Annotated in this window: 16 protein-coding genes and 1 tRNA gene; 2 read left to right on the plus strand and 15 right to left on the minus strand. The window is 43.4% G+C overall.

Annotated features, from left to right (window positions below; genetic code table 11):
• Window positions 1-75: 75 nt before the first annotated feature.
• From J7W08_RS09820 to J7W08_RS09835, 4 genes are all read right to left on the minus strand, one after another.
• Window positions 76-2,814: a DNA polymerase I gene (locus tag J7W08_RS09820; protein WP_233084296.1), complete on the minus strand. Its 2,739-nt coding sequence runs from the start codon at window positions 2,812-2,814 to the stop codon at window positions 76-78.
• Window positions 2,815-2,920: 106 nt separating this feature from the next.
• Window positions 2,921-3,029: transfer RNA gene (locus J7W08_RS09825), tRNA-Met, on the minus strand.
• A gap of 84 nt (window positions 3,030-3,113) precedes the next feature.
• Entirely contained in the window at window positions 3,114-3,653 is a 540-nt protein-coding gene (locus J7W08_RS09830) for a hypothetical protein (protein WP_233084297.1), read from the minus strand.
• 127 nt (window positions 3,654-3,780) lie between these two features.
• Complete coding sequence (locus J7W08_RS09835) at window positions 3,781-5,787, minus strand: MA0829/MM1976 family S-layer protein (protein ID WP_233084298.1); 2,007 nt, start codon at window positions 5,785-5,787, stop codon at window positions 3,781-3,783.
• Window positions 5,788-6,316: 529 nt separating this feature from the next.
• On the opposite strand from J7W08_RS09835, the gene J7W08_RS09840 reads away from it, so the two are divergent.
• A complete protein-coding gene (locus tag J7W08_RS09840; RefSeq protein WP_233084299.1) occupies window positions 6,317-7,102 on the plus strand; it encodes an ATPase domain-containing protein in 786 nt (261 codons plus the stop codon).
• A gap of 91 nt (window positions 7,103-7,193) precedes the next feature.
• Here J7W08_RS09840 and J7W08_RS09845 read toward each other — a convergent pair whose 3' ends face one another.
• Window positions 7,194-7,337, minus strand: coding sequence for a hypothetical protein (locus J7W08_RS09845; protein ID WP_233084300.1), 144 nt, complete (start codon window positions 7,335-7,337; stop codon window positions 7,194-7,196).
• Window positions 7,338-7,420: 83 nt separating this feature from the next.
• A complete protein-coding gene (locus J7W08_RS09850; RefSeq protein WP_233084301.1) occupies window positions 7,421-10,099 on the minus strand; it encodes a cation-translocating P-type ATPase in 2,679 nt (892 codons plus the stop codon).
• Window positions 10,100-10,252: 153 nt separating this feature from the next.
• Here J7W08_RS09850 and J7W08_RS09855 point away from each other — a divergent pair, with 153 nt between their 5' ends.
• Window positions 10,253-10,513, plus strand: a complete 261-nt coding sequence (locus J7W08_RS09855; RefSeq protein ID WP_233084302.1) for a pyridoxamine 5'-phosphate oxidase family protein — start codon at window positions 10,253-10,255, stop codon at window positions 10,511-10,513.
• Between the two features lie 135 nt (window positions 10,514-10,648).
• Here J7W08_RS09855 and J7W08_RS09860 read toward each other — a convergent pair whose 3' ends face one another.
• The 9 genes from J7W08_RS09860 to J7W08_RS09900 all read right to left on the minus strand — a co-directional run bounded on the left by J7W08_RS09860 (window position 10,649) and on the right by J7W08_RS09900 (window position 18,889).
• Window positions 10,649-11,944 carry a PAS domain-containing protein gene (locus J7W08_RS09860; protein WP_233084303.1) on the minus strand — a complete coding sequence of 432 codons (1,296 nt, stop codon included), beginning with the start codon at window positions 11,942-11,944 and terminating at the stop codon, window positions 10,649-10,651.
• A gap of 52 nt (window positions 11,945-11,996) precedes the next feature.
• Complete coding sequence (locus J7W08_RS09865) at window positions 11,997-13,169, minus strand: cation:proton antiporter (RefSeq protein WP_233084304.1); 1,173 nt, start codon at window positions 13,167-13,169, stop codon at window positions 11,997-11,999.
• Entirely contained in the window at window positions 13,169-13,657 is a 489-nt protein-coding gene (locus tag J7W08_RS09870) for a CBS domain-containing protein (protein ID WP_233084305.1), read from the minus strand. The genes J7W08_RS09865 and J7W08_RS09870 overlap by 1 nt, the downstream gene beginning before the upstream one ends.
• Window positions 13,658-13,830: 173 nt before the next feature.
• Window positions 13,831-15,156, minus strand: a complete 1,326-nt coding sequence (locus J7W08_RS09875) for an energy-coupling factor ABC transporter ATP-binding protein (protein WP_233085759.1) — start codon at window positions 15,154-15,156, stop codon at window positions 13,831-13,833.
• Window positions 15,157-15,173: 17 nt separating this feature from the next.
• Window positions 15,174-15,956 carry a cobalt ECF transporter T component CbiQ gene (gene cbiQ, locus J7W08_RS09880; protein ID WP_233084306.1) on the minus strand — a complete coding sequence of 261 codons (783 nt, stop codon included), beginning with the start codon at window positions 15,954-15,956 and terminating at the stop codon, window positions 15,174-15,176.
• A gap of 123 nt (window positions 15,957-16,079) precedes the next feature.
• Window positions 16,080-16,382, minus strand: coding sequence for an energy-coupling factor ABC transporter substrate-binding protein (locus tag J7W08_RS09885; protein WP_233084307.1), 303 nt, complete (start codon window positions 16,380-16,382; stop codon window positions 16,080-16,082).
• Window positions 16,379-17,074 carry an energy-coupling factor ABC transporter permease gene (locus J7W08_RS09890; protein WP_233084308.1) on the minus strand — a complete coding sequence of 232 codons (696 nt, stop codon included), beginning with the start codon at window positions 17,072-17,074 and terminating at the stop codon, window positions 16,379-16,381. The genes J7W08_RS09885 and J7W08_RS09890 overlap by 4 nt, the downstream gene beginning before the upstream one ends.
• 217 nt (window positions 17,075-17,291) lie before the next feature.
• Window positions 17,292-17,876, minus strand: a complete 585-nt coding sequence (locus J7W08_RS09895; protein ID WP_233084309.1) for a cobalt-precorrin-7 (C(5))-methyltransferase — start codon at window positions 17,874-17,876, stop codon at window positions 17,292-17,294.
• Window positions 17,873-18,889 carry a cobalt-precorrin-5B (C(1))-methyltransferase gene (locus tag J7W08_RS09900; protein ID WP_233085760.1) on the minus strand — a complete coding sequence of 339 codons (1,017 nt, stop codon included), beginning with the start codon at window positions 18,887-18,889 and terminating at the stop codon, window positions 17,873-17,875. Before J7W08_RS09900 ends, J7W08_RS09895 begins: the two co-directional genes overlap by 4 nt.
• Window positions 18,890-18,943 lie beyond the last annotated feature (54 nt).

Consider the following 18,943-nt stretch of genomic DNA (forward strand, 5'->3'; position numbering starts at 1 on the left):
TATTTTAAGCTTTAATTCAAATCCAAACTTATTTTAAACCTATTTTAAAGTTATTTTTAGCCCAATTTTCTAAATTTAAAAATCAAAGAGGGAACTCTGTGTTTTCTGATCCACCTGTTGAGCAGATGCTTCGGTTCCCCTACAGGTCCTTCTTACAGTTTCAACCTTTTCTTCAGGAGAGGTGTCAAAATCAAAGAGCCCTTTTTGTTTTGAATCATGATTCAGAGTAGCCATATCAACCCCAAAGACACCAAGAATGCGCTCTACAGGAGGTAGCATCTGCTTCTGTATGTAATAATCCACATCCAAGGTTATATTGTGCTCACGCACATATTCAGGATCCTCTGCCCGGTCTACGAAAAGACCTTTCCCTGCAGTGATAACAAATGGTATCCTCTCACCAATAGGCGGGCGAATGCCTGTACGCCTCTCTATGTTCTCCACCACGGTAAGATGAGGTTGTTTGTTCTTGTAGCTTGAAGGAGACTTGGAGAAACTCTTTGTAAGCACAAGGTCCTCAACAATATCAGCATCCTTTTGCACATCCAGATTGCGCACCCTGTCGACAAGTTCCCTTACATGGCTCACAGAACCGTCAATGTCACCTTCTTTTAGCACAAGTTCCAGCACCCTGTTAAGCATCTTGGATGTTAGCTCACACCAGTCCCTGCGCACAGTTTCAAGTCCCTTTACTTTTATCGAATCTTTCCAGCCATCATTGGTTGGCTCAAATATCCACTGTGCATATCTTTTCTTGGCTATCAGAAGAACACGCTTTGCAGCTGCCTCAAATTCGAGTTCCATGGGATCTGGCAATGATGCTGTGACAATGCTTGCAACCTTTCTACCCACCAATGCAGAATCTTCAAGAGAGAACTCGCCTTCTGAGAACTCTTCGTCACAATCGTTCTTACAATGAACAAAAACACTGTCCGTATCACCGTAAGCTACAGAGAGTTTTACAACCTTATCAGTCTCCCTGAGATCACCGGCCTCATCTGTCAGATAAGCCATATTATCCCTGAGAATTATCCTGCCAATCCTGTTGCAGACAATGTCCTCGGTCCTTGCAATGTTGCCTCTGCCTATACTCGTCACAGAATTAGCCATCTGGAGACTGTAAAGCCTTGCACGGGCATAACCTGAATAACCATAGAAACTGTTGAGAAGTATCTTCAGAGCAAGCTGTGTTGCATCAAGAACACGATATTCACCTTCATCGCTCGCCTTTTTCATTAATTGCTTTGTTTTGGTCCTCTGGTCAAGTAAATATTCCAGAACCGAGGGTACAATACCTTTGAATATTTCGGGCTTAACGAACTCTCCCTTTGAGGGGGACCTGATAATATCTTCATCAGCATATGTTCCCGGCTTCACAACGGTCGTATAGCAGAGGTTGTGAGCCATCATAATTGTAGGATAAAGGGATTTGTAGTCCATGACGATGACATTCTCATGCAGCCCTTTCTCCGGCTCAAGGACAGCGCCTCCTTTAAGGCTCTCATTCTGCTTACGCCTGAAAGCTGAAGTTTCATCATCCGGTTTTGTGGACATTACCCTACCCTGTTTACCAAACTCGGTCATCAGGATATGTTCCACCATATTGGTCTGTCCGCCACTGACAGTATCCTGAAGCAGAATACCACTGACCCTTGATAAAGCAATATATTTGTCCAGAAGCTTGAGCTCAAGCAAAAGCTCAAGGGCAAGCTCGGAGTCACGTCTGGAATAATCTATGAACTTCAGGAGTTTCTCACCGGAATCGTTCCAGTGCTCTTCCATATCAGCTGGTGCAACGTCCAGTTTTTCCCTGTCAAGCAGTTCCTTTGAAACATTACGCAGAGTATACCTTTTCAGGCTGAACTGTTGCCTGATAAGAGGAAGCGCATCCACGACCACCCTTCCGGGTATCGATACCATTGTGCGGCTTATGATCTTGCGATAGCTTAACTGCCTTGAATCCCTTCCGACAACCGGTTTTATACCGGCACCAGATTCGTTCAGGGTGTTCACCCTGTCAACGATATAAGGGACATCAAAATCATTGATGTTATAGCCAGTGATAACGTCAGGATCGTATTCCGTAATGATCTCAAAGAACCGGTTAAGAAGGTCAGCTTCTTCCGAGAACATCTCGACATCATCGTCAACACCCTCTACATCTTTCTTGACCAGTATAATGGTACTGTGGCCCTTGTAAGCCGGCTCAAAGGCAAAACTTACCATAATGATGGGAGAAACATCCGGCGTAGGCATACCACCGTCATGAGGCAGGCATTCAATATCAAAGGCCATATACTTCAATGGTGCGTTGGCGATCCTGTCAACTTCGGTCAACTCTGAAGACCTCATGACATGGTCGCAGAGCAGATCACCTTTTCCGGATACATCGGCACCATCTCCTGCGGACACCCATCCCATGCCTTTGAAGCCCTTGTCTATAAGGAACCTGTTCCTGAACAGGATATCCGTTTCATAGATCTCCCTCACACCCAGCATCCCTGCTACTTCATCCCTTATCTCAGGAACATTGCGCGGATCGAATGTGGTGACCTTTAGCATGGGTTGTTTTGTTTCCTGGTAGCCTATAGGCTCGAATCTCTCGACCACTTCAATATCCTTTACGACATCGAACCTGTCCTTTATTGTCTGACCCAGCTTCTGGAGATCCCCTGATGCACTAAGATAAAAGTAAGGCTCAAATCCCGGAACAAGACAGCAGACGCTCTTCCCATCGTCAGACCTGCCAAAAAGACGTACTACAGGTCGGTCATCTTCACGGAAATAATCTGCATCCAGGATCTGGAAATTCATGGAACTACTTAATGTGAAGGCATAATATATGCTTTGTTGTCAAGAACAGAACAAAAAACAATACTGACAGCAAAAACAAATAAAACAAGATCAATGAAAGGCAAAGTGCCCGGAGCGTGACTCGAACACGCGACCTCCAGATTTCTCAGGAGATTTGGACGCTCGGTTAAAAGTCCCTATGAGTCTGGCGCCCCAACCAACTAGGCTATCCGGGCATTGCAGCACCTAAATGGACATAGTGGTATTAAAGTGTATCGATTGATTGCGTTATCTCTTAAACTTTTTAAAAAATGACCGGATCAGAATCCGGTCGCTTTGGCAAGATCTAATACGGTCATGCTGTCATTGGTGTTACCTTTGACAAGGAACACGAAGTTCTCATTGGTCCATACGTAGTGATAGCGTGGGACCTGTTTGCCGTTTAGTGTAATGTGCTTTGTGATAAGTGTTGCATCATGTCCATTGAACGATTCTTCTACAAATCCCTCAATTACAAGATCCGGGAAACCAGCCTTGTAGGTAGTTGTAAACTGTTCTGCAGCATCATTACTTTCAAGCTCAATAGCTGTAATGAAATAGTCCACAAAATCAAGCTGATATATACCTTCAGAAGCCTGAACGATACCAGATACATCCGCATAGTCTGCTTTTATATCTTCGACTTCAAGGGAACGAGCACCAAGGTATTCGAAACCTTCAGGAATATTTTCCAGCACTACCCCATCAACACTAAGGTTAACAGTTGTTACGGGATCTTCCGGCTCAGCCGGTTCTGTACATCCTGACATTGCAACAAGCAACAGTGCAATGAGAGAAATCATCAATACCTTCATTTTCATCTTAAAGACCTCATTTTTGTAAATTTGAATGAGATACAATAAGCTTATAGGTATTTTAAATTATCGAAAAGTCTGACAAAAAAAAGAAAAGATAGAAGGGTTTGCACCCTTCTTAGATTTTAGTTATTTAGTTTCTTCTGACGAAGTATGCTACTGCAAGGAGACCTGCAATTGCGAAGACTGCTTCAAAGCCAGGTACTGGCTCTTCGTCGCCCTCATCTTCAACAGGTTCTTCAACAACAGGCTCTGTTACATTCTCGTCAACAACAGGCTCTGTTACATTCTCGTCAACAACAGGCTCTTCGACTACAGGCTCTTCGACTTCATCTTCAGGCTCTTCTACTACTGGAGCTTCACCATCGACGGTTGCTTCGGTGTAGATGTACCAAAGGGTTGTACCTTCGTTTGCCCTGATACCAAGGGTGTCAGTGATTGCAAGAGTGTCATCATCTGGCATGTCAAGCTCATTGTCATCATTGACCATTTCAATCATATCAGTTACACTCATTACAACAAGTTCTCCGAACTCATCGTCTACTTCAACGATTACTGGGTCATCAGAGATCTGGAAGATACCTTCGATAACACAGAGGCTGTCAACCTGACCCTGGAAGACTTCATCTACCTTGACAAGAATGACATTTACGTCTTCTTTGTCGCCAAGGTCCATCTGGAAGTACCAGGTCTTGTCACTGTCGTCAGTGTCATCAGATACTACAGTACTGATAATCTTATCTTCGACAAAATCGCCGTCCTTGGTGATCTCAAGCCAGACCTTGTTACCATCAACATCGATCTGCTTTGGTGTGAGTGCATAGCCCTCAGCAAGCTCAAGGGACTCGCCGGTTCTCATGGTGTAGCTCTCGTCATCATCCATAAGGATCTTAGAGAGTGTGTCTACGCTTGCGTCACTTTCTTCATCTTCTTTGACTACAACATACTCCTCAGCAAGGAAGCCGATCTTGGTGTAGTTGAAGGATGCCTCAGCATCATCTTCTTTCACAAATGCGAACTCAGTGGTCTGATCTCCCTGTGGTTCTGCCCTGTAAACGATAGCGCCATCAGCGATGGTTTCGTTCTCATCGCCAGTTACATTGAGGAACAATTTCTCAGAGGATACATCAGCATCAATATCATACCAGAAACCAGCAAAGCTTGAAGCATCCCACATCATGTTCACATTATCATTAAGGGAACTGCGAATCTCATAGGTTCCAGGCTCTGTGTACTCAGTGTAGAGATACCAGAGAGTTGGACCTTCCTCGTTTCCTCTGATACCAAGGGTGTCAGTGATTGCAAGAGTGTCGTCCTCTGGCATGTCAAGTTCGTTGTCCGCATCGTTATACATTTCAATCATATCAGTTACGGAAGTAACTTCAAGTTCTCCGAACTCGTCGTCAGTTTCGACAATTACTGGGTCATCAGAAATCTGGAAGATACCCTCGATAACAGCGAGGCTGTCGACCTGACCCTGGAAGACTTCATCGACCTTGATAAGAATGACATTTACGTCTTCCTTGTCGCCAAGATCCATCTGGAAGTACCAGGTCTTGTCATTGTCTGCAGATTCGGATGTGCTGATGATCTTGTCTTCGACAAAGTCGCCGTCCTTGGTAAGCTCGAGCCAGACCTTGTTACCATCAACATCGATCTGCTTTGGTGTGAGTGCATAGCCCTCAGCAAGCTCAAGGGACTCGCCGGTTCTCATGGTGTAGCTCTCGTCATCATCCATAAGGATCTTGGAGAGTGTGTCTACGCTTGCGTCACTTTCTTCATCTTCTTTGACTACAACATACTCCTCAGCAAGGAAGCCGATCTTGGTGTACATGAAGTCTTCAGAAGCATTATCTTCGGTCACAAATGCGAACTCAGTTGTCTGTTCTGGTATTGGCTCTGCGTAATAGTAGATACCTTCACCAGGAATCTCATTGTCAGACACAGTGAGAATAAAGTGTTCAGAGAAGTCACCGGTATCCAGATCGATCCAGAAACCAGCGAAGTTGGTAGCATTCCATTCGAAGTTATCAGCGCCGGTCACTTCACCGCGCACTTCGACAGAATCTGCTGCGCTTGCTACTGATACAAAGCTCAGTACCATAAGAGCAGCTAATGCGATTGCTGTAAATCTTTTCATTATTTTCCTCCATTATTTTAAATATATTAAAGAGTGAGAATCAAGATAAACGTATTAACGTGTATCAGTCCTCCAGACAAAGCACGAAGTTTCGTTCATTGCCGAAGGAGACATAATCACCCTCTTAATCCCGTCATATTGGATTACAACTGTCTAATAAGTTAATTGCCTATTAAATCTTTTGTGGTCTCATTTAAGACATTTATCGCAATGCAAAGGTAAATATCGATGCAAATAACGGTAAATGTCGATGATTATCCAGGGGATTTAATATAAAATGCTCAAAAATCACCTACTATAATTCGTAGATTGTCGATATTGTGAACATCATCTTTCTCGTTATTATGACAATGCTGTAATATGCAGCTATCCTCAATAAATTTATATGTACAGCGTGTTAATTATTATTATAATAACAGTGAAACCTGTTGTGTCATATAATTACTATAATAATTCAAATGTGCCCCATAGTTGGCAGATAATGGTCTCAAACTAAGTGCACACTAATATAATGAGGAGTGAAAATATAATGTTCGAAGGGTCAGCCTCTGAAGAGATATCAATGGAAGATGAAATGAACAGGGTCAAGACCGGCATTCCCGGATTTGATGAACTTTGTGGAGGAGGAATTATCCGCGATCGTACATACCTTATATCAGGTACATCAGGTGCGGGAAAAACAAACTTTTCCGTCCAGTACATATATAATGGTATTACAAAATACGGTGAGAACGGTATTATCGTCGCAACAGAAGAGAGACCGGAACAGATCAGGGAAAACGTACTCAAATTCGGATGGGACCTTCAGGCACTGGAAGATGAAGGTAAACTTATCATCATCGATGCATGTTCCACCAAGATCGGCATTCCATCACAAGAAAAATATGTCGATGTCAGGCCCTTTGACACTCGCTCGATGATGGACCAGATAATTGCCGCTCAGGAAGAGATCAATGCAAAAAGAGCTCTTATAGACTCTACAACTTCCATCAGTTTCTACCTGCACGATCCGGGAAAGATTCGTGTGGAACTTCTCAAGCTCAGTACGACCCTGGAAGTTATAGGACTTACCTCACTGATGACATGTGAGATAGTAAATGAAAAGGAGCCTTCGAGGTTTGGTGTAGAGACCTTCGTAACAGATGGTACCTTCGTGCTTCATTACGACATGCGTGAAACGGTCCGCACTCGCACTATTGAGGTCTTCAAGATGCGTGGTTCAGACCATAGCAAAAAGCTACATCCATATGACATTACTTCAGAAGGTTTTGTTATACACCCACACGAAGAAGTATATGCCCCATCCTCATTCTGATAAATATCAGGGCATTATAGTAATATAAAAGAAATACACGGGCATCTTGAAAGATAGTCTTAAAGATGCCTGTAAAATACCTACGGAAAGATCAGAGATCAGGATAGGTCTCTTCGTTACCACAGTCTATACACTTGTAGATCACAAGCTGGCGACCAAAATTATCGTGTCTTTTGATAGTAGGATATCTCCAGCGATTCATCCTTCCTTGACATACGGAACATCTGTAGTTCATTTTACTTCACCAATTAAAATTCTAAATGCCTTTTATAAGCACGTTTTACATTGATCAGCGATATATATTAGGTTTACTCTAATTCATATTCCACTACTTGCCAGTATTTTCTTTATTGCTTCAGCAATAAAGAGTGTTGCAAACGCTGCGGAGATAGGAACGACCCATTCAGCCGGACCAAGAGCTACGAGCTCAAATAGATTCCCAAGAAATGGAACATACATTACTGTCAATGTCAACAGGAATGTGCTGGCTACACCTAAAAGCATCAACTTGTTAGTGAAAAGACCAACACTAAAGGCTGATCTTGTCAGTGACCTGAACACGAATGGGATGAAAAGTATCATACTGACGATGGTCGCAAAGGTCATGGTACGTGCTCTTTCGATGTTATCCGCCGGATCGGAGAACAGGAATACAAGGAAGCATACCAGACCCATGACCAAAGCAATACTGACCACCAGCAACAGGTTTCTTTTCTTGAGTATCCTCTCACCTGGTTTGCGGGGTTTTTCGTACATCACTTCATCCCTTACCGGATCAAGACCGAGTGCAATTGCAGGCATGATCTCATCGAACATATTGATGAACAATATCTGCAACGCCAGAAGTGGGATCAGGTCAAATCCCAGAAGCGTTATTCCCAGTAAAATGAGAATTACCTCGGTAAAGTTCCTTGATACCAGATAGGTTGTGAACTTCTCAATGTTCTCATAAATACCACGACCGCGTTTTACAGCTTCCACTATTGTCTCGAAATTATCATCCTGCAAGACCATCAGGCTGGATTCTTTTGCAACATCAGTACCTTTAATTCCCATGGAGATACCGATATCAGCTTTCTTCAGTGCCGGTGCATCGTTGACACCATCCCCGGTCATTGCAACGACATGACCCCGGTTCTGCAGTGCCTCCACGATCCTGAGCTTTTGTTCAGGCATGACCCTTGCATAGACACTAACACCTTCAACCACAGAATCGAATTCCTCATCATTGAGGGACAGGAGTTCACTTCCTGTTATAGCACCATCATCTATAATGTGCCTTAGCTTACCGTTCATCTGATCCACAGTACCATCATAATCAGCAGACAGCCCGATCTTCTTCCCGATAGCCTTTGCAGTTTCCTCATTGTCCCCGGTTATCATCACGACCCTGATACCTGCCTGATTGCAAAGGACTATCGCATCCTTCGCCTCTTTCCGTTCAGGATCGATCATGGCCACAAGCCCAAGGAATATCAACTTGTTCTCGGAGTCCTCTACAGGCAAGCCTTCAGGAAGGTTCCTGTATGATATTCCAAGCACACGATATGCAGAACGTGCAAGCTCGGTGTTCTTATCTAATATCCTGACCAGATCATCATCGTTCAGGTCATGGATACCATCATCCCTTTCAATGGATATACATTTTTCAAGAACAAATTCTGGTGCACCTTTACAGAAAGCCATCCTTCCTTCATCGGTCTTATGGATGGTAGTCATGAGCTTCCTCTCGGAAGTGAACATGATCTCATGCAGTTTTTCATACTCAGAATCCAGGTCATCTTTCCAGATATCGGCTTTCGAAGCCGCAACGATCAATGAGATTTCAGTAGGGTCACCTACCACATCCCACCTGCCCTGCCGCTGGACCATGGAGGAATTGTTGCATAATGCTGCTGCCTTTAACAGCATACCAAGAGTGGGGTTCTTCTCAACCTCCACATCCCCATCATCCTTTGACAGGGAACCCTCCGGGTCGTATCCCACACCGGTAAGATCAAAGAACTCACCACCAGCGAATATCTTCTGGACGGTCATCTCGTTCTTTGTCAGAGTTCCGGTCTTATCAGTACATATCACCGTTGTGGACCCAAGGGTCTCAACACCAAGCATCTTCCTGATTATTGCATTATGTTTTGCCATTCGATGCATGCCATATGCCAGTGTGATGGTCATGGTCAGAGGCAGACCTTCGGGAACCGCTGCCACTGCCAGTGCAAGAGCTATTATCAGCATCTCTTCGGTGGGTGCACCAGTAAAGTAACCAAACATAAAAGTGAGACCTGATGCAACAAGGGCAATAATAGCAAGACTTTTGGCAAGGTCAGCTATCTTTTCCTGAAGAGGTGTACGGGCCTCGTTCTCCTGTATCATGCCTGCGATCATTCCAAGCCTGCTCTGCATACCCACAGCAGTGACAACAGCCCTGCATTTTCCACGGACTATCTGTGTGCCTGAAAAGAGAAGGTCACCGGGTCCTTTTTCTACAGACATGCTCTCCCCGGTAATGGCGGATTCATCCATCTTCAAACCCTGAACCTCAAACACAAAACCATCAGCTGCGATCTTGTCACCGGTTTCAAGGACCATTATGTCCCCCACAACAACATTCCTTGTGGGAATCTCGATCACAACCCCACCCCTTACAACATGGGTTACCGGCTGGACCATTTTCTTAAGAGCTTCCATGGCTTTCTCGGCCTTGAACTCCTGAACAAAGCCAAGAACTACAACAAAAGCAATTATGATTACAATTACCCAGAAGTTCACAACCTCATCTATTGTTAATGAGATAATGGCTGCTGCCAGAAGTACCCAGACAATGAAATTCGCGAACTGCCTCATCAAAACCTTAAGAGGAGTTACTTTTGTTTTTTCTTCCAGTTCATTAAAACCATATTCAAGCAGCCTGTTTGCTGCTTCTTCTTCTGAAAGGCCCTCTCTTGAAGTGTTCAGGTCTGCAAGAACAAAATCAATATCAGCATTTTCATAATCCATCAGTAAACCCACTCAGAATAAAATATGTTACAATAGTATTTCTTAATTTGCCACCAGAATTATCAGAAAGATCTGGACTTTTAACTTCGAAATTTCTTTAAGTGAAACTAAATAACTTAACATGCCATCTTTTTTTGCCATTAATGAAATTGATTGATCATTCTTGGTACGGTCAGTCCTGTTGTCTACATGGGAACAGACAAAGACACAAGAAAATACCAGAATATAGAAAAGAACCCTTCAGTTGCATTCACCGGGGATGGTGTCAACGATGTGTTCAACATAACAGGCGTACAAATGGAAGGAAAGGCATCCTTTGTCACTGACGAAGATGAAATACAAACCTATTTCCAATTAGTTATGGAAAATACCCATTTGCAAAAGATATGCCAAAGAACCCTGATAACAGGATAATAAAGGTCGAACCAACAAAAGCTTTCTTCCTTGACTACAGTGTAGAGTTCGAATTCAGGTACGAAGTCGATTACTGACTTCGCCCTTTTGCATTTTTAATATCTGCTATCTCTTTTTACCTTTGGATATTTTAAGTTAGCACCCTCTTTCCTTGCGTTCCGTAATATCCTGGATAACACCCTGATAGTCGGTCACAACTCCTTCATCGTTGCGCTGGACAAAGGTCTGCTCTTCCACCCATCGCTCTTCTCCCGACTTTGTTCTTATCCGATATTCCTTAACAAAGACCTTTCCACCTTCACTGCAGATGTCCGAAAGTTCCATCTGCACCGCAGGCAGGTCCTCAGGATTGATTATGTTACCATAAAGAAGCTCACCGGATAGGAAATCATCAACAGTATATCCGAACTGGGTTATGTTATCTGAAACAAATTCAACAGGCCAGAGCTCTTTTTCATCATCCGAACCTGCCTTCCAGAGGAAAGCGACCACAGGACTGTGGTTAACGATCGTCTCGAGTGCTTGCTTCCTGTCCAGCAGTTCAGCCTGCTTTTCCAGTGCAACTTTGAGTGCGATCTCACTTTCTTTCTGTTTTGTGATATCCTGAACAATTCCCTGGAAGTGAGTTGGATTTCCAGTTTTGTCCCTCATAATGAAGGTCTTCTCATCTACCCACAATAACTTCCCATCTTTTGTTACCACACGATATTCCTGGGTATAGTTATCGCTGCCATCCTCACACTTCTCCGCAAGTGTGTCCTTTACCATCTCATAATCATCCGGATGGACAAGGTCACCATAAACAATACGACCAAGCACGAAATCCTCAGCTGAATAACCAAGCTTTGAAACGTTCTCAGAAGCATAATCAGCAGGCCAGAATTCCTCAGCCCTCCACAGGAACACCATGGTAGAGCTATTGTTAATGATGTCTTCCAGAGACCTTTGTCTCCTCAGTACTTCCTCAAAGGCCAGGTCATTGTACTTCTGTTCTGTTATATCAAAAATAGTACCCTGGTAATTGGTCACGTTACCAGCCTCATCACGCTGGATATATGTCCTCTCATCGACCCAGCGCACATCCCCGGATTTCAAAATGATCCTGTATTCCTGGTCAAAGAAATCTGCACCCTGCCTGCAACGCTGTTTCAGAGCTTCTTCCACCATCTTCAGGTCATCAGGATGAACTATATCGCCATAAAGAAGACGACCGGAAACGAAGTCCTCTACTGTGTAACCAAGAAGACTTACGTTGCCTGAAACATATTCCACAGGCCATTTTTCCTCGGGAGCGTCGTTCGCCGTCCATAGAAAAGCAATGACCGGACTGTTATCTATTATTTTTTCAAGTGTTTCTTTTCTGTCAAGCACCTTACCCAATGCACTTTTAGAACCACTGATTTCATTTTTGCCTGATATATTAGATTCCATGTACTATCCCCATTAAGTTAACACTTTATAATTTATTATTAGTTTAGTGAGTTTAAGTATTGATCGATTTTGTTCTCTCCTTAGACTTAATCGCCATTTTCAAAAGTACAGGTGATACGAAAATAGATACTGCAACCATCAGGACAATGGCTGAAAAGATATCATCGCCTATGATACCCAGTTCCTTTCCGATAGATATCAAAACCAGCTCCACTCCCGCCCTTGGCATTACACCTACCCCGAATATCAGGCTGTCATAATTGTCAAATCCGATAAGTCGGCCCCCTGCAAACCCACCAACCAGCTTGCCGGCAAGAGCCAGAAAGACCACAGCTACAGAGAACAGACCAACCGTTTGTAAAGTGGCAATATTTACGGACAGTCCTATGAAGGCGAAAAAGATCGGTACAAAAATACCGTATGCAATCCCTGTAACCTTACTTTGCACATGCTCGATCTTCGCATGGGAGATATCAGATATCATTACCCCGCCAATGAAGGCACCTATCACAGCATGAAGACCAAAGACCTCCGCAAGATAGGCAGAAAAGAGAGCCACCATTATCACAAATGCAAAGATGGACTCCTTAATGTGCATTTTATGTACGTAGGCAAAAAGCACAGGGAAGACCTTTCCCCTAAAAATGAGCATTATTACCAAAAAAGCAACTATCTTTGACATTATGAACAATATTTGCACAACAGAGGGGAACTGGTCATATGTTGCCATGGTAACCACAATGGAGAGGAGAAATATGCCGATGATATCATCGAAGATAGATGAGGTCAGCATCATGGAACCGGGCTCGCTCGACAGGTAATCTATATCGATCAATGTCCTGACAACTACTCCGATGCTGGTAGGACTGAACGCCACTCCCATAAAGACACTCACCAGAGTACTGAACTGGAAGTACATACCCATCAGGAAGCCTGCAAAAAAGGCTACAAAGACCTGGCATACACTTGCTATTAATGCTTTTTTGGATGATGCTGTCAGGTCGCGAAGATGAACTTCCTTATATCCTGCCGTGAACAAAAGGAAAATTGCTCCCATTTCAGCAAGGAATGTGATTATCTCTGATTCCTGATGTATCAGAAATATCCCAAGCACCACACCGGAAAGCAATTCACCAAGGATGGAAGGAAAGCCAACTCTTTCGAACAGTTCACCAAAGACCTTTGCCAGAAGAAGGATCATCAGTATAGAGAAGAGGACTTCCATTACTCATACCCTCTTAACTTGTATACCTCTTTAAGGATATCGGGTTTGCATATGATACCTACAAGCTTCCCATCTTCAACAACACAGACACGGTCCATCTTGTGTTTGAGCATCATGTCAGCTGCCTCACAAAGAGGCTCATCTGAAGACATCGATACCGGATGAGGGATCATTATGTCCTTTGCTGTCCCACCCTGGGCTACCACTGCAGCATGATGTGTGTGATCCAGTCTTGGAGTTCTCTCCACAAGAAGGATACGAAGCATTACATCCTGATTGATTATGCCCACAAGTTCATAATTGTCATTCACCACAGGATATGTATGAAAATGATGTTTGCTAAAAATTTCCAGGATCTCATCTAACGGATAATCCTCATGGATCGTTACAACATCTTTTGTCATAACCCGTTCTATCAACTTCTCGTTACAACTTTCAGAAAAGGATCGGCCACATTGTACACAATCTTCATTTCCAGCATCTTTCACAGCTTTCCTCCCCTTGAAGCTATAATGCGTGGGAAATACCCATGTAAATTATTCATTTCATCCTACAAATATTAGTTGTATCATTAATTATATCCAGAAAGCTACAGCTAGAACCAAGCCAAAATGAAAAAAATAGAAAGTAAAAAAGAATGAAATAGAGAAAAGAAGGGACCTTAAAGGTCCAGTTCATCCCTTTCGGCATTTGCAAGAGACATTTGAATTGCTATTCCGCTGTTCTCGGCATATTCATCGATACGTTTCACAGCATGCTGTATCATTCCGCCTGAGGTCAGTATTAGAGATCTCTTACCACAAAGTGCCATCAGTATGGACTTATCAATTACACCGGAAGTTATCTGAAGATCAATAAGGTTATTTTCAGCAAGCGTCTTGCTCTTTTTACCCATTGCACCGATGCTGTCAATATCTTCTTCAGCGACAACTTTACGGAAAGATTCCTCGTCATACAGATCAGTATTATAGATGACAATCCCTCCGGATTTGATACCATGCCTTGTCATTTCTGCAATAGCATGTCCTTCGGGGTGGATATGCAGGACCTTTGCATTGACCGCTTCATAAGGACTGTAGAGAGCATATTCTCCGTGCATGACACCGAGATTGATGATATCGCCTTCCTTTACATCAGGTGATACTTCTATCCACATCAACTCAGGAGGCTTGAAGGAATTTACCAGTTCAGGAACACTTGTAGGGAACCTGTTACGAATTGCAAGGTTCCTTCTTTCAAGTTCACCATATATTTCCAGTGTGCGAGGCTGTCTCAGATATGCTTTCCTCAGAAGGTCAGCATCTCTAAAAACATCTTCAGGCAACCCTTCTCCTATTATGTTCCCCTCTGTCATGAAATAAACATAATCTGCCCAGCTATAGGCAAGTTCCACATCATGAGTTGAAATTATCATGGTGGTACCATTGTGATTAAGTTCATTCAGAAGATCGAGGATCTCATCTGCACCAACAGGATCGAGATTCGCTAACGGTTCGTCAAGGATCATAACCTCGGGGTCCATCGAGCAAACACCTGCAATTGCAACCCTTTTTTTCTGTCCTCCGCTCAAATGGTGAGGGGGTTTGTCCTTGAATTCGGTTATACCGATATATTCGAGGGTATGATTGACCTTCTCTTCAACTTCCTCTTTTGAATAACCAAGATTAGTGGGACCAAAACCTACATCCTGATAGACCGTAGGAGCAAATATCTGGTCATCCGAGTTCTGGAAGACGATACCCACACTTTTTCGCACCTCACGCAAGGACTTTGCATCATATTCCATGGGTTTGCCATGGAAATATACCGCGCCTTCTTTAGGTTTGAGAGTACCGTTCAACAGCATGAAAAGTGTTGATTTACCGGAACCGTTCTTTCCGACAAAGGCAATTTTTTTACCTTTTTTTATTTTTATATCAACGCCTTTCACAGCCTGGGTCCCATCATGGTAGGAATATTTCAAGCCTTTTGTTTCCAATATCATTATTTTTTCCTCAGAGACCTTTAGAATATAGAAATATCATTGGTCAGATACCATATCAGCAGAATTGCAGAAAAGTAGGTACCTGTGAGTAACAATTCAGTTGCCCTGACGGGTCTTTTTTCCTCAAAGAAGAGTATTCTCCCATCATAACAACGTGCACTCATAGAAATGAAGATCTTTTCTCCCTGTTCCCATGATCTTATGAAAAGAGTTGTTGCAAGCATGGCAAGTGAATTAAGACCGGTTCTCCAGTCCTTATAGCCAAGCCTTACGGACTGTGCATACCTGATACCCCATGCAACCTCAAGAAAAACAAAGATGTAACGATACATCATCATGGATAGCTCAATTAAAGAATCAGGCAACTTTGTAGCCTTTAGAACTGAGAACAATTCTACCATAGGCGTTGTAAGTGCAAGGAAAAACAGGCATGACATACCGCTAAGTGTCCTTGAAAATACCAGCAATGCCATATCAAGTCCACCTGTGTTTATACCAAATCTGTAACTAAAAACATTGAATCCAAAAAGTTCAGTTCCGGAACCAAAGAAAAATGCTATGATGATAACACTTAAGATAACAAACACAGCTGGAGCAGACAGGATCTTCAGATAAAACCTTACAGGTATCTTACCAAAATGAACCGTTGCAAAACTCATGCATAAAGCTACAGTAAAAGGAAGGATAAAGGACTGCGAAGAGACTCCCATTAAAAGTCCAAAAGTAATGATAGCGAGTTTAAGCCAGTTGTTTCGATACCTTAACGGACTTACCAGGGCATAGTCATCAAGAATGTTCGTCATATTGTGTTCACGCCGTTAATTTCGTTTTTATTACTTTGATTCAGTATCATTAGGAACAACAACATAAAAAAGAGTGATCCTTAATAAGGATCACTATAGGGATTGACGATCAAATAGACAATCTTATTCAGACTGTCCTTTGCCTTTGTAATATCCAAAGAAGTAACCCAGAACCAATGCTCCGATAGCAGCCTGAAGTGCAAAGAGTAAGCTCTCGGTTTCTCCTCCAGGAGGTTCGAACTTTACAGAGTTGACCCATGAATCACCTGTCCACTCTTCGTATTCACCGTCTGTTATCTCAGCGATGACATCTTCTGCCTGACCGTCAGCACCACCAAACTCTGAGTCCGGATTTGCTGCCATTCCATAGAAGAATGATGCTACGAACAAAATGGCTATTACTGCAAATATTGCTTCACCTTTCATTGGTTAGCCCCCTTTATCTTATTAAGGACTGATTCTGAAATAACATTGAGTTCTACAAGTGCATCGCTCTTTACTTGTATCACATACTTGAAGATAAGAGCTGTCAGTGCACCTTCCATGATAGCCAGAGGAACCTGGGTTGTTGCGAATACCAGCAGGAACGCTTTCAGTGATGTTGCAAATCCACCAACCTCCGCCGGGAAAGCTAAAGCAAGCTCAACAGATGTTACAACATAAGTGATCCAGTCTGCGAATGTGGCAGCGAGGAAAACGACCACATAGAAGTTGATGTTAGCTTTCATTCCTGCTTTATAGATGACATATGCTGCAACCGGGCCAATGATGCCCATTGATGCAACATTTGCACCAAGTGTTGTAAGCCCACCGTGTGCAAGGAAGATTGACTGGTAAAGCAGTACTATTGTACTCAGGACCGCTGCAATTGCAGGACCAAAAAGGATAGCTGCCATTCCTGTTCCTGTTGGATGTGAAGAACTACCCGTAACAGATGGCATTTTCAAAGATGAAAGTACAAAGACGAATGCTCCCGCTACTGCCAGTAAAGGCAATAGTTCGCGCTTTTCAGCTACAAGTTTGTTCAACCTGTAGATACCAAAGAAAATTACTGGTATAGAGAACACAAACCACAGTTGCCACCATGGTGATGGTAAAAATCCCTCAAATATATGCATTTTATTACTCCATTCCTGATTTATAATAAATTATATCCCTAAATGAATTATACATTTAAATCAATATTACTTGATTTAGCTACACCTACAATGAAAACTTTGTATAAATAGGTTAAGGTTAATTGTGTTACCTTCACAGATAATATTATTTAAAGGATTTTGCCATTGTTATCAAAAATAGAAAGAATTAGAAGATAAAACAATTGAAATTAATCAATTATTTCCTTACAACTACAACACAATGAAGAACTGATTCTGCCTGTGGTGGTTCATCCACTGTTCCGCCTGCAATACGCTCCTCAGGATAACCGAAGTTCTCGCAGACATAGAGTTTTGCATCAACACCCATTTCTTTCAGCACCTCAGCAACCTCTGCAACACCAAAAGTATCAGCAGGAAGCATGAAAATATCCTTCCCCAGTTCGATCTCCTGGATAAATGCCTTCTTTGCAGGTGCAGGGTCACGTCCATGTGCCGTTATTGCAGTTATGTTCGAGAGGCTGACACCCAATCGGGAACATGCGACCTGAATGGAAGAGATACCCGGGATGATCCGATCCCCTTCAGTGGCAAACTTGCCAAGCCCGGAGAACATAGGGTCGCCCGTGGAAAGCACTACTGCATCATCAGGCAGCTCGTGCAAGGCCTTGTAATTCTTGATTATCTTTGCCTCACACTCAATGTAAGGTTCAGCGATCTCAAGGGAGCGCTTCGAACCATAGACCACCGATGCGTTGCGTATAGCTTCGATGGCTTCCAATGTCAGCATGTTCGGTCCGACGCCGACCCCTGCGATTATCATTTTTTCTCACCGCTGTCCATAAGGACGGTGCCATCTCTGTCCACTACAACAATTCGAGCGCCTTTGCCTTTCTCAACCGTCTTGGCAAACGCACGTTTGATGTGTTCACCTTCAGGTTCCACCTCGATCATTTCAGAGACAGTTGCAAAGCCGCTGTCCTTGAGCATATCGGGATCTCCCCATTTAAGGACCAGGCCAGGCAGGCCACAAATAGCTACCTCACCGGTGGTAGAATCCAAGAATTCGGAGATGCGACTTCCTGCAAGAACCACCGTATAGTCAGGGAACAGCATTGTAGAATAACGAATACCTATTCGACCGGTAGTAAGAACGACCTTTGAAGCTTCACGTACAAGATCACTCTTCATTTCACCAAGGTGATCGTTCCAAGGTTCAACAAAACCTGTGGTCCCGAGAATTGATATACCACCCTCGACACCTATACGACTGTTCAGGGTCTGCTTTGCGATCTCAGCACCTCTTGGAAGGGATAGTTCCACATCAACGCCTTTGATACCGATCTCTTCCACAGCCTCTGCAACTGCATCCTTTATCTGCTGCATTGGTTTCGGGTTGATAGCAGGATAGCCTTTTTTGGACTGCAGGCCGCCTCTTGTGACGATACCTATGCCCTCACCAGCAGTGATATTGATCTTATCGGATTCAACTGCCCTTGCCTCGAACTCAAGGCCACGGGTGATGTCGGACTCATGGTCGTTTTTCAGTTTAACAGCAACAGCATAGCCATCTTTTGCCTTTACATCCATGACTGCACGAAGTCCTACAGGTGTGGGAACTGAGACCTTGTCCACATCCTTCCTGAGTGACAGGACAGCTGCTTTGACCGCAACGGTAGCAGTGGTTCCTGTGGTATAACCCCTCTGGAGCACTGAACCATCACTAAGCACCACCAGCATCCCGCTCTTTATACCCTCTTCAAGCTCAGCGCGGGGCATTGTTGATTTATTGATCCACTCTTCCGGGATCTTTGATTTGTTAACAGGATCGATAATTGACATTGTCAGTTATTCAATATCTTATAGTTATAAAAGTTACCGACAACCCAG

This window comes from Methanococcoides orientis (genome assembly GCF_021184045.1).
Lineage (GTDB): Archaea > Halobacteriota > Methanosarcinia > Methanosarcinales > Methanosarcinaceae > Methanococcoides > Methanococcoides orientis.

Coding starts and splice junctions, on each gene's coding strand:
- J7W08_RS09840 (WP_233084299.1), top strand. CDS start 6,317: ATGTTCGAAGGGTCAGCCTCTGAAGAGATATCAATGGAAGATGAAATG.
- cbiQ (WP_233084306.1), bottom strand. CDS start 15,956: ATGACGAACATTCTTGATGACTATGCCCTGGTAAGTCCGTTAAGGTAT.
- J7W08_RS09895 (WP_233084309.1), bottom strand. CDS start 17,876: ATGATAATCGCAGGGGTCGGCGTCGGACCGAACATGCTGACATTGGAA.
- J7W08_RS09820 (WP_233084296.1), bottom strand. CDS start 2,814: ATGAATTTCCAGATCCTGGATGCAGATTATTTCCGTGAAGATGACCGA.
- J7W08_RS09890 (WP_233084308.1), bottom strand. CDS start 17,074: ATGCATATATTTGAGGGATTTTTACCATCACCATGGTGGCAACTGTGG.
- J7W08_RS09830 (WP_233084297.1), bottom strand. CDS start 3,653: ATGAAAATGAAGGTATTGATGATTTCTCTCATTGCACTGTTGCTTGTT.
- J7W08_RS09845 (WP_233084300.1), bottom strand. CDS start 7,337: ATGAACTACAGATGTTCCGTATGTCAAGGAAGGATGAATCGCTGGAGA.
- J7W08_RS09850 (WP_233084301.1), bottom strand. CDS start 10,099: ATGGATTATGAAAATGCTGATATTGATTTTGTTCTTGCAGACCTGAAC.
- J7W08_RS09860 (WP_233084303.1), bottom strand. CDS start 11,944: ATGGAATCTAATATATCAGGCAAAAATGAAATCAGTGGTTCTAAAAGT.
- J7W08_RS09885 (WP_233084307.1), bottom strand. CDS start 16,382: ATGAAAGGTGAAGCAATATTTGCAGTAATAGCCATTTTGTTCGTAGCA.
- J7W08_RS09835 (WP_233084298.1), bottom strand. CDS start 5,787: ATGAAAAGATTTACAGCAATCGCATTAGCTGCTCTTATGGTACTGAGC.
- J7W08_RS09865 (WP_233084304.1), bottom strand. CDS start 13,169: ATGGAAGTCCTCTTCTCTATACTGATGATCCTTCTTCTGGCAAAGGTC.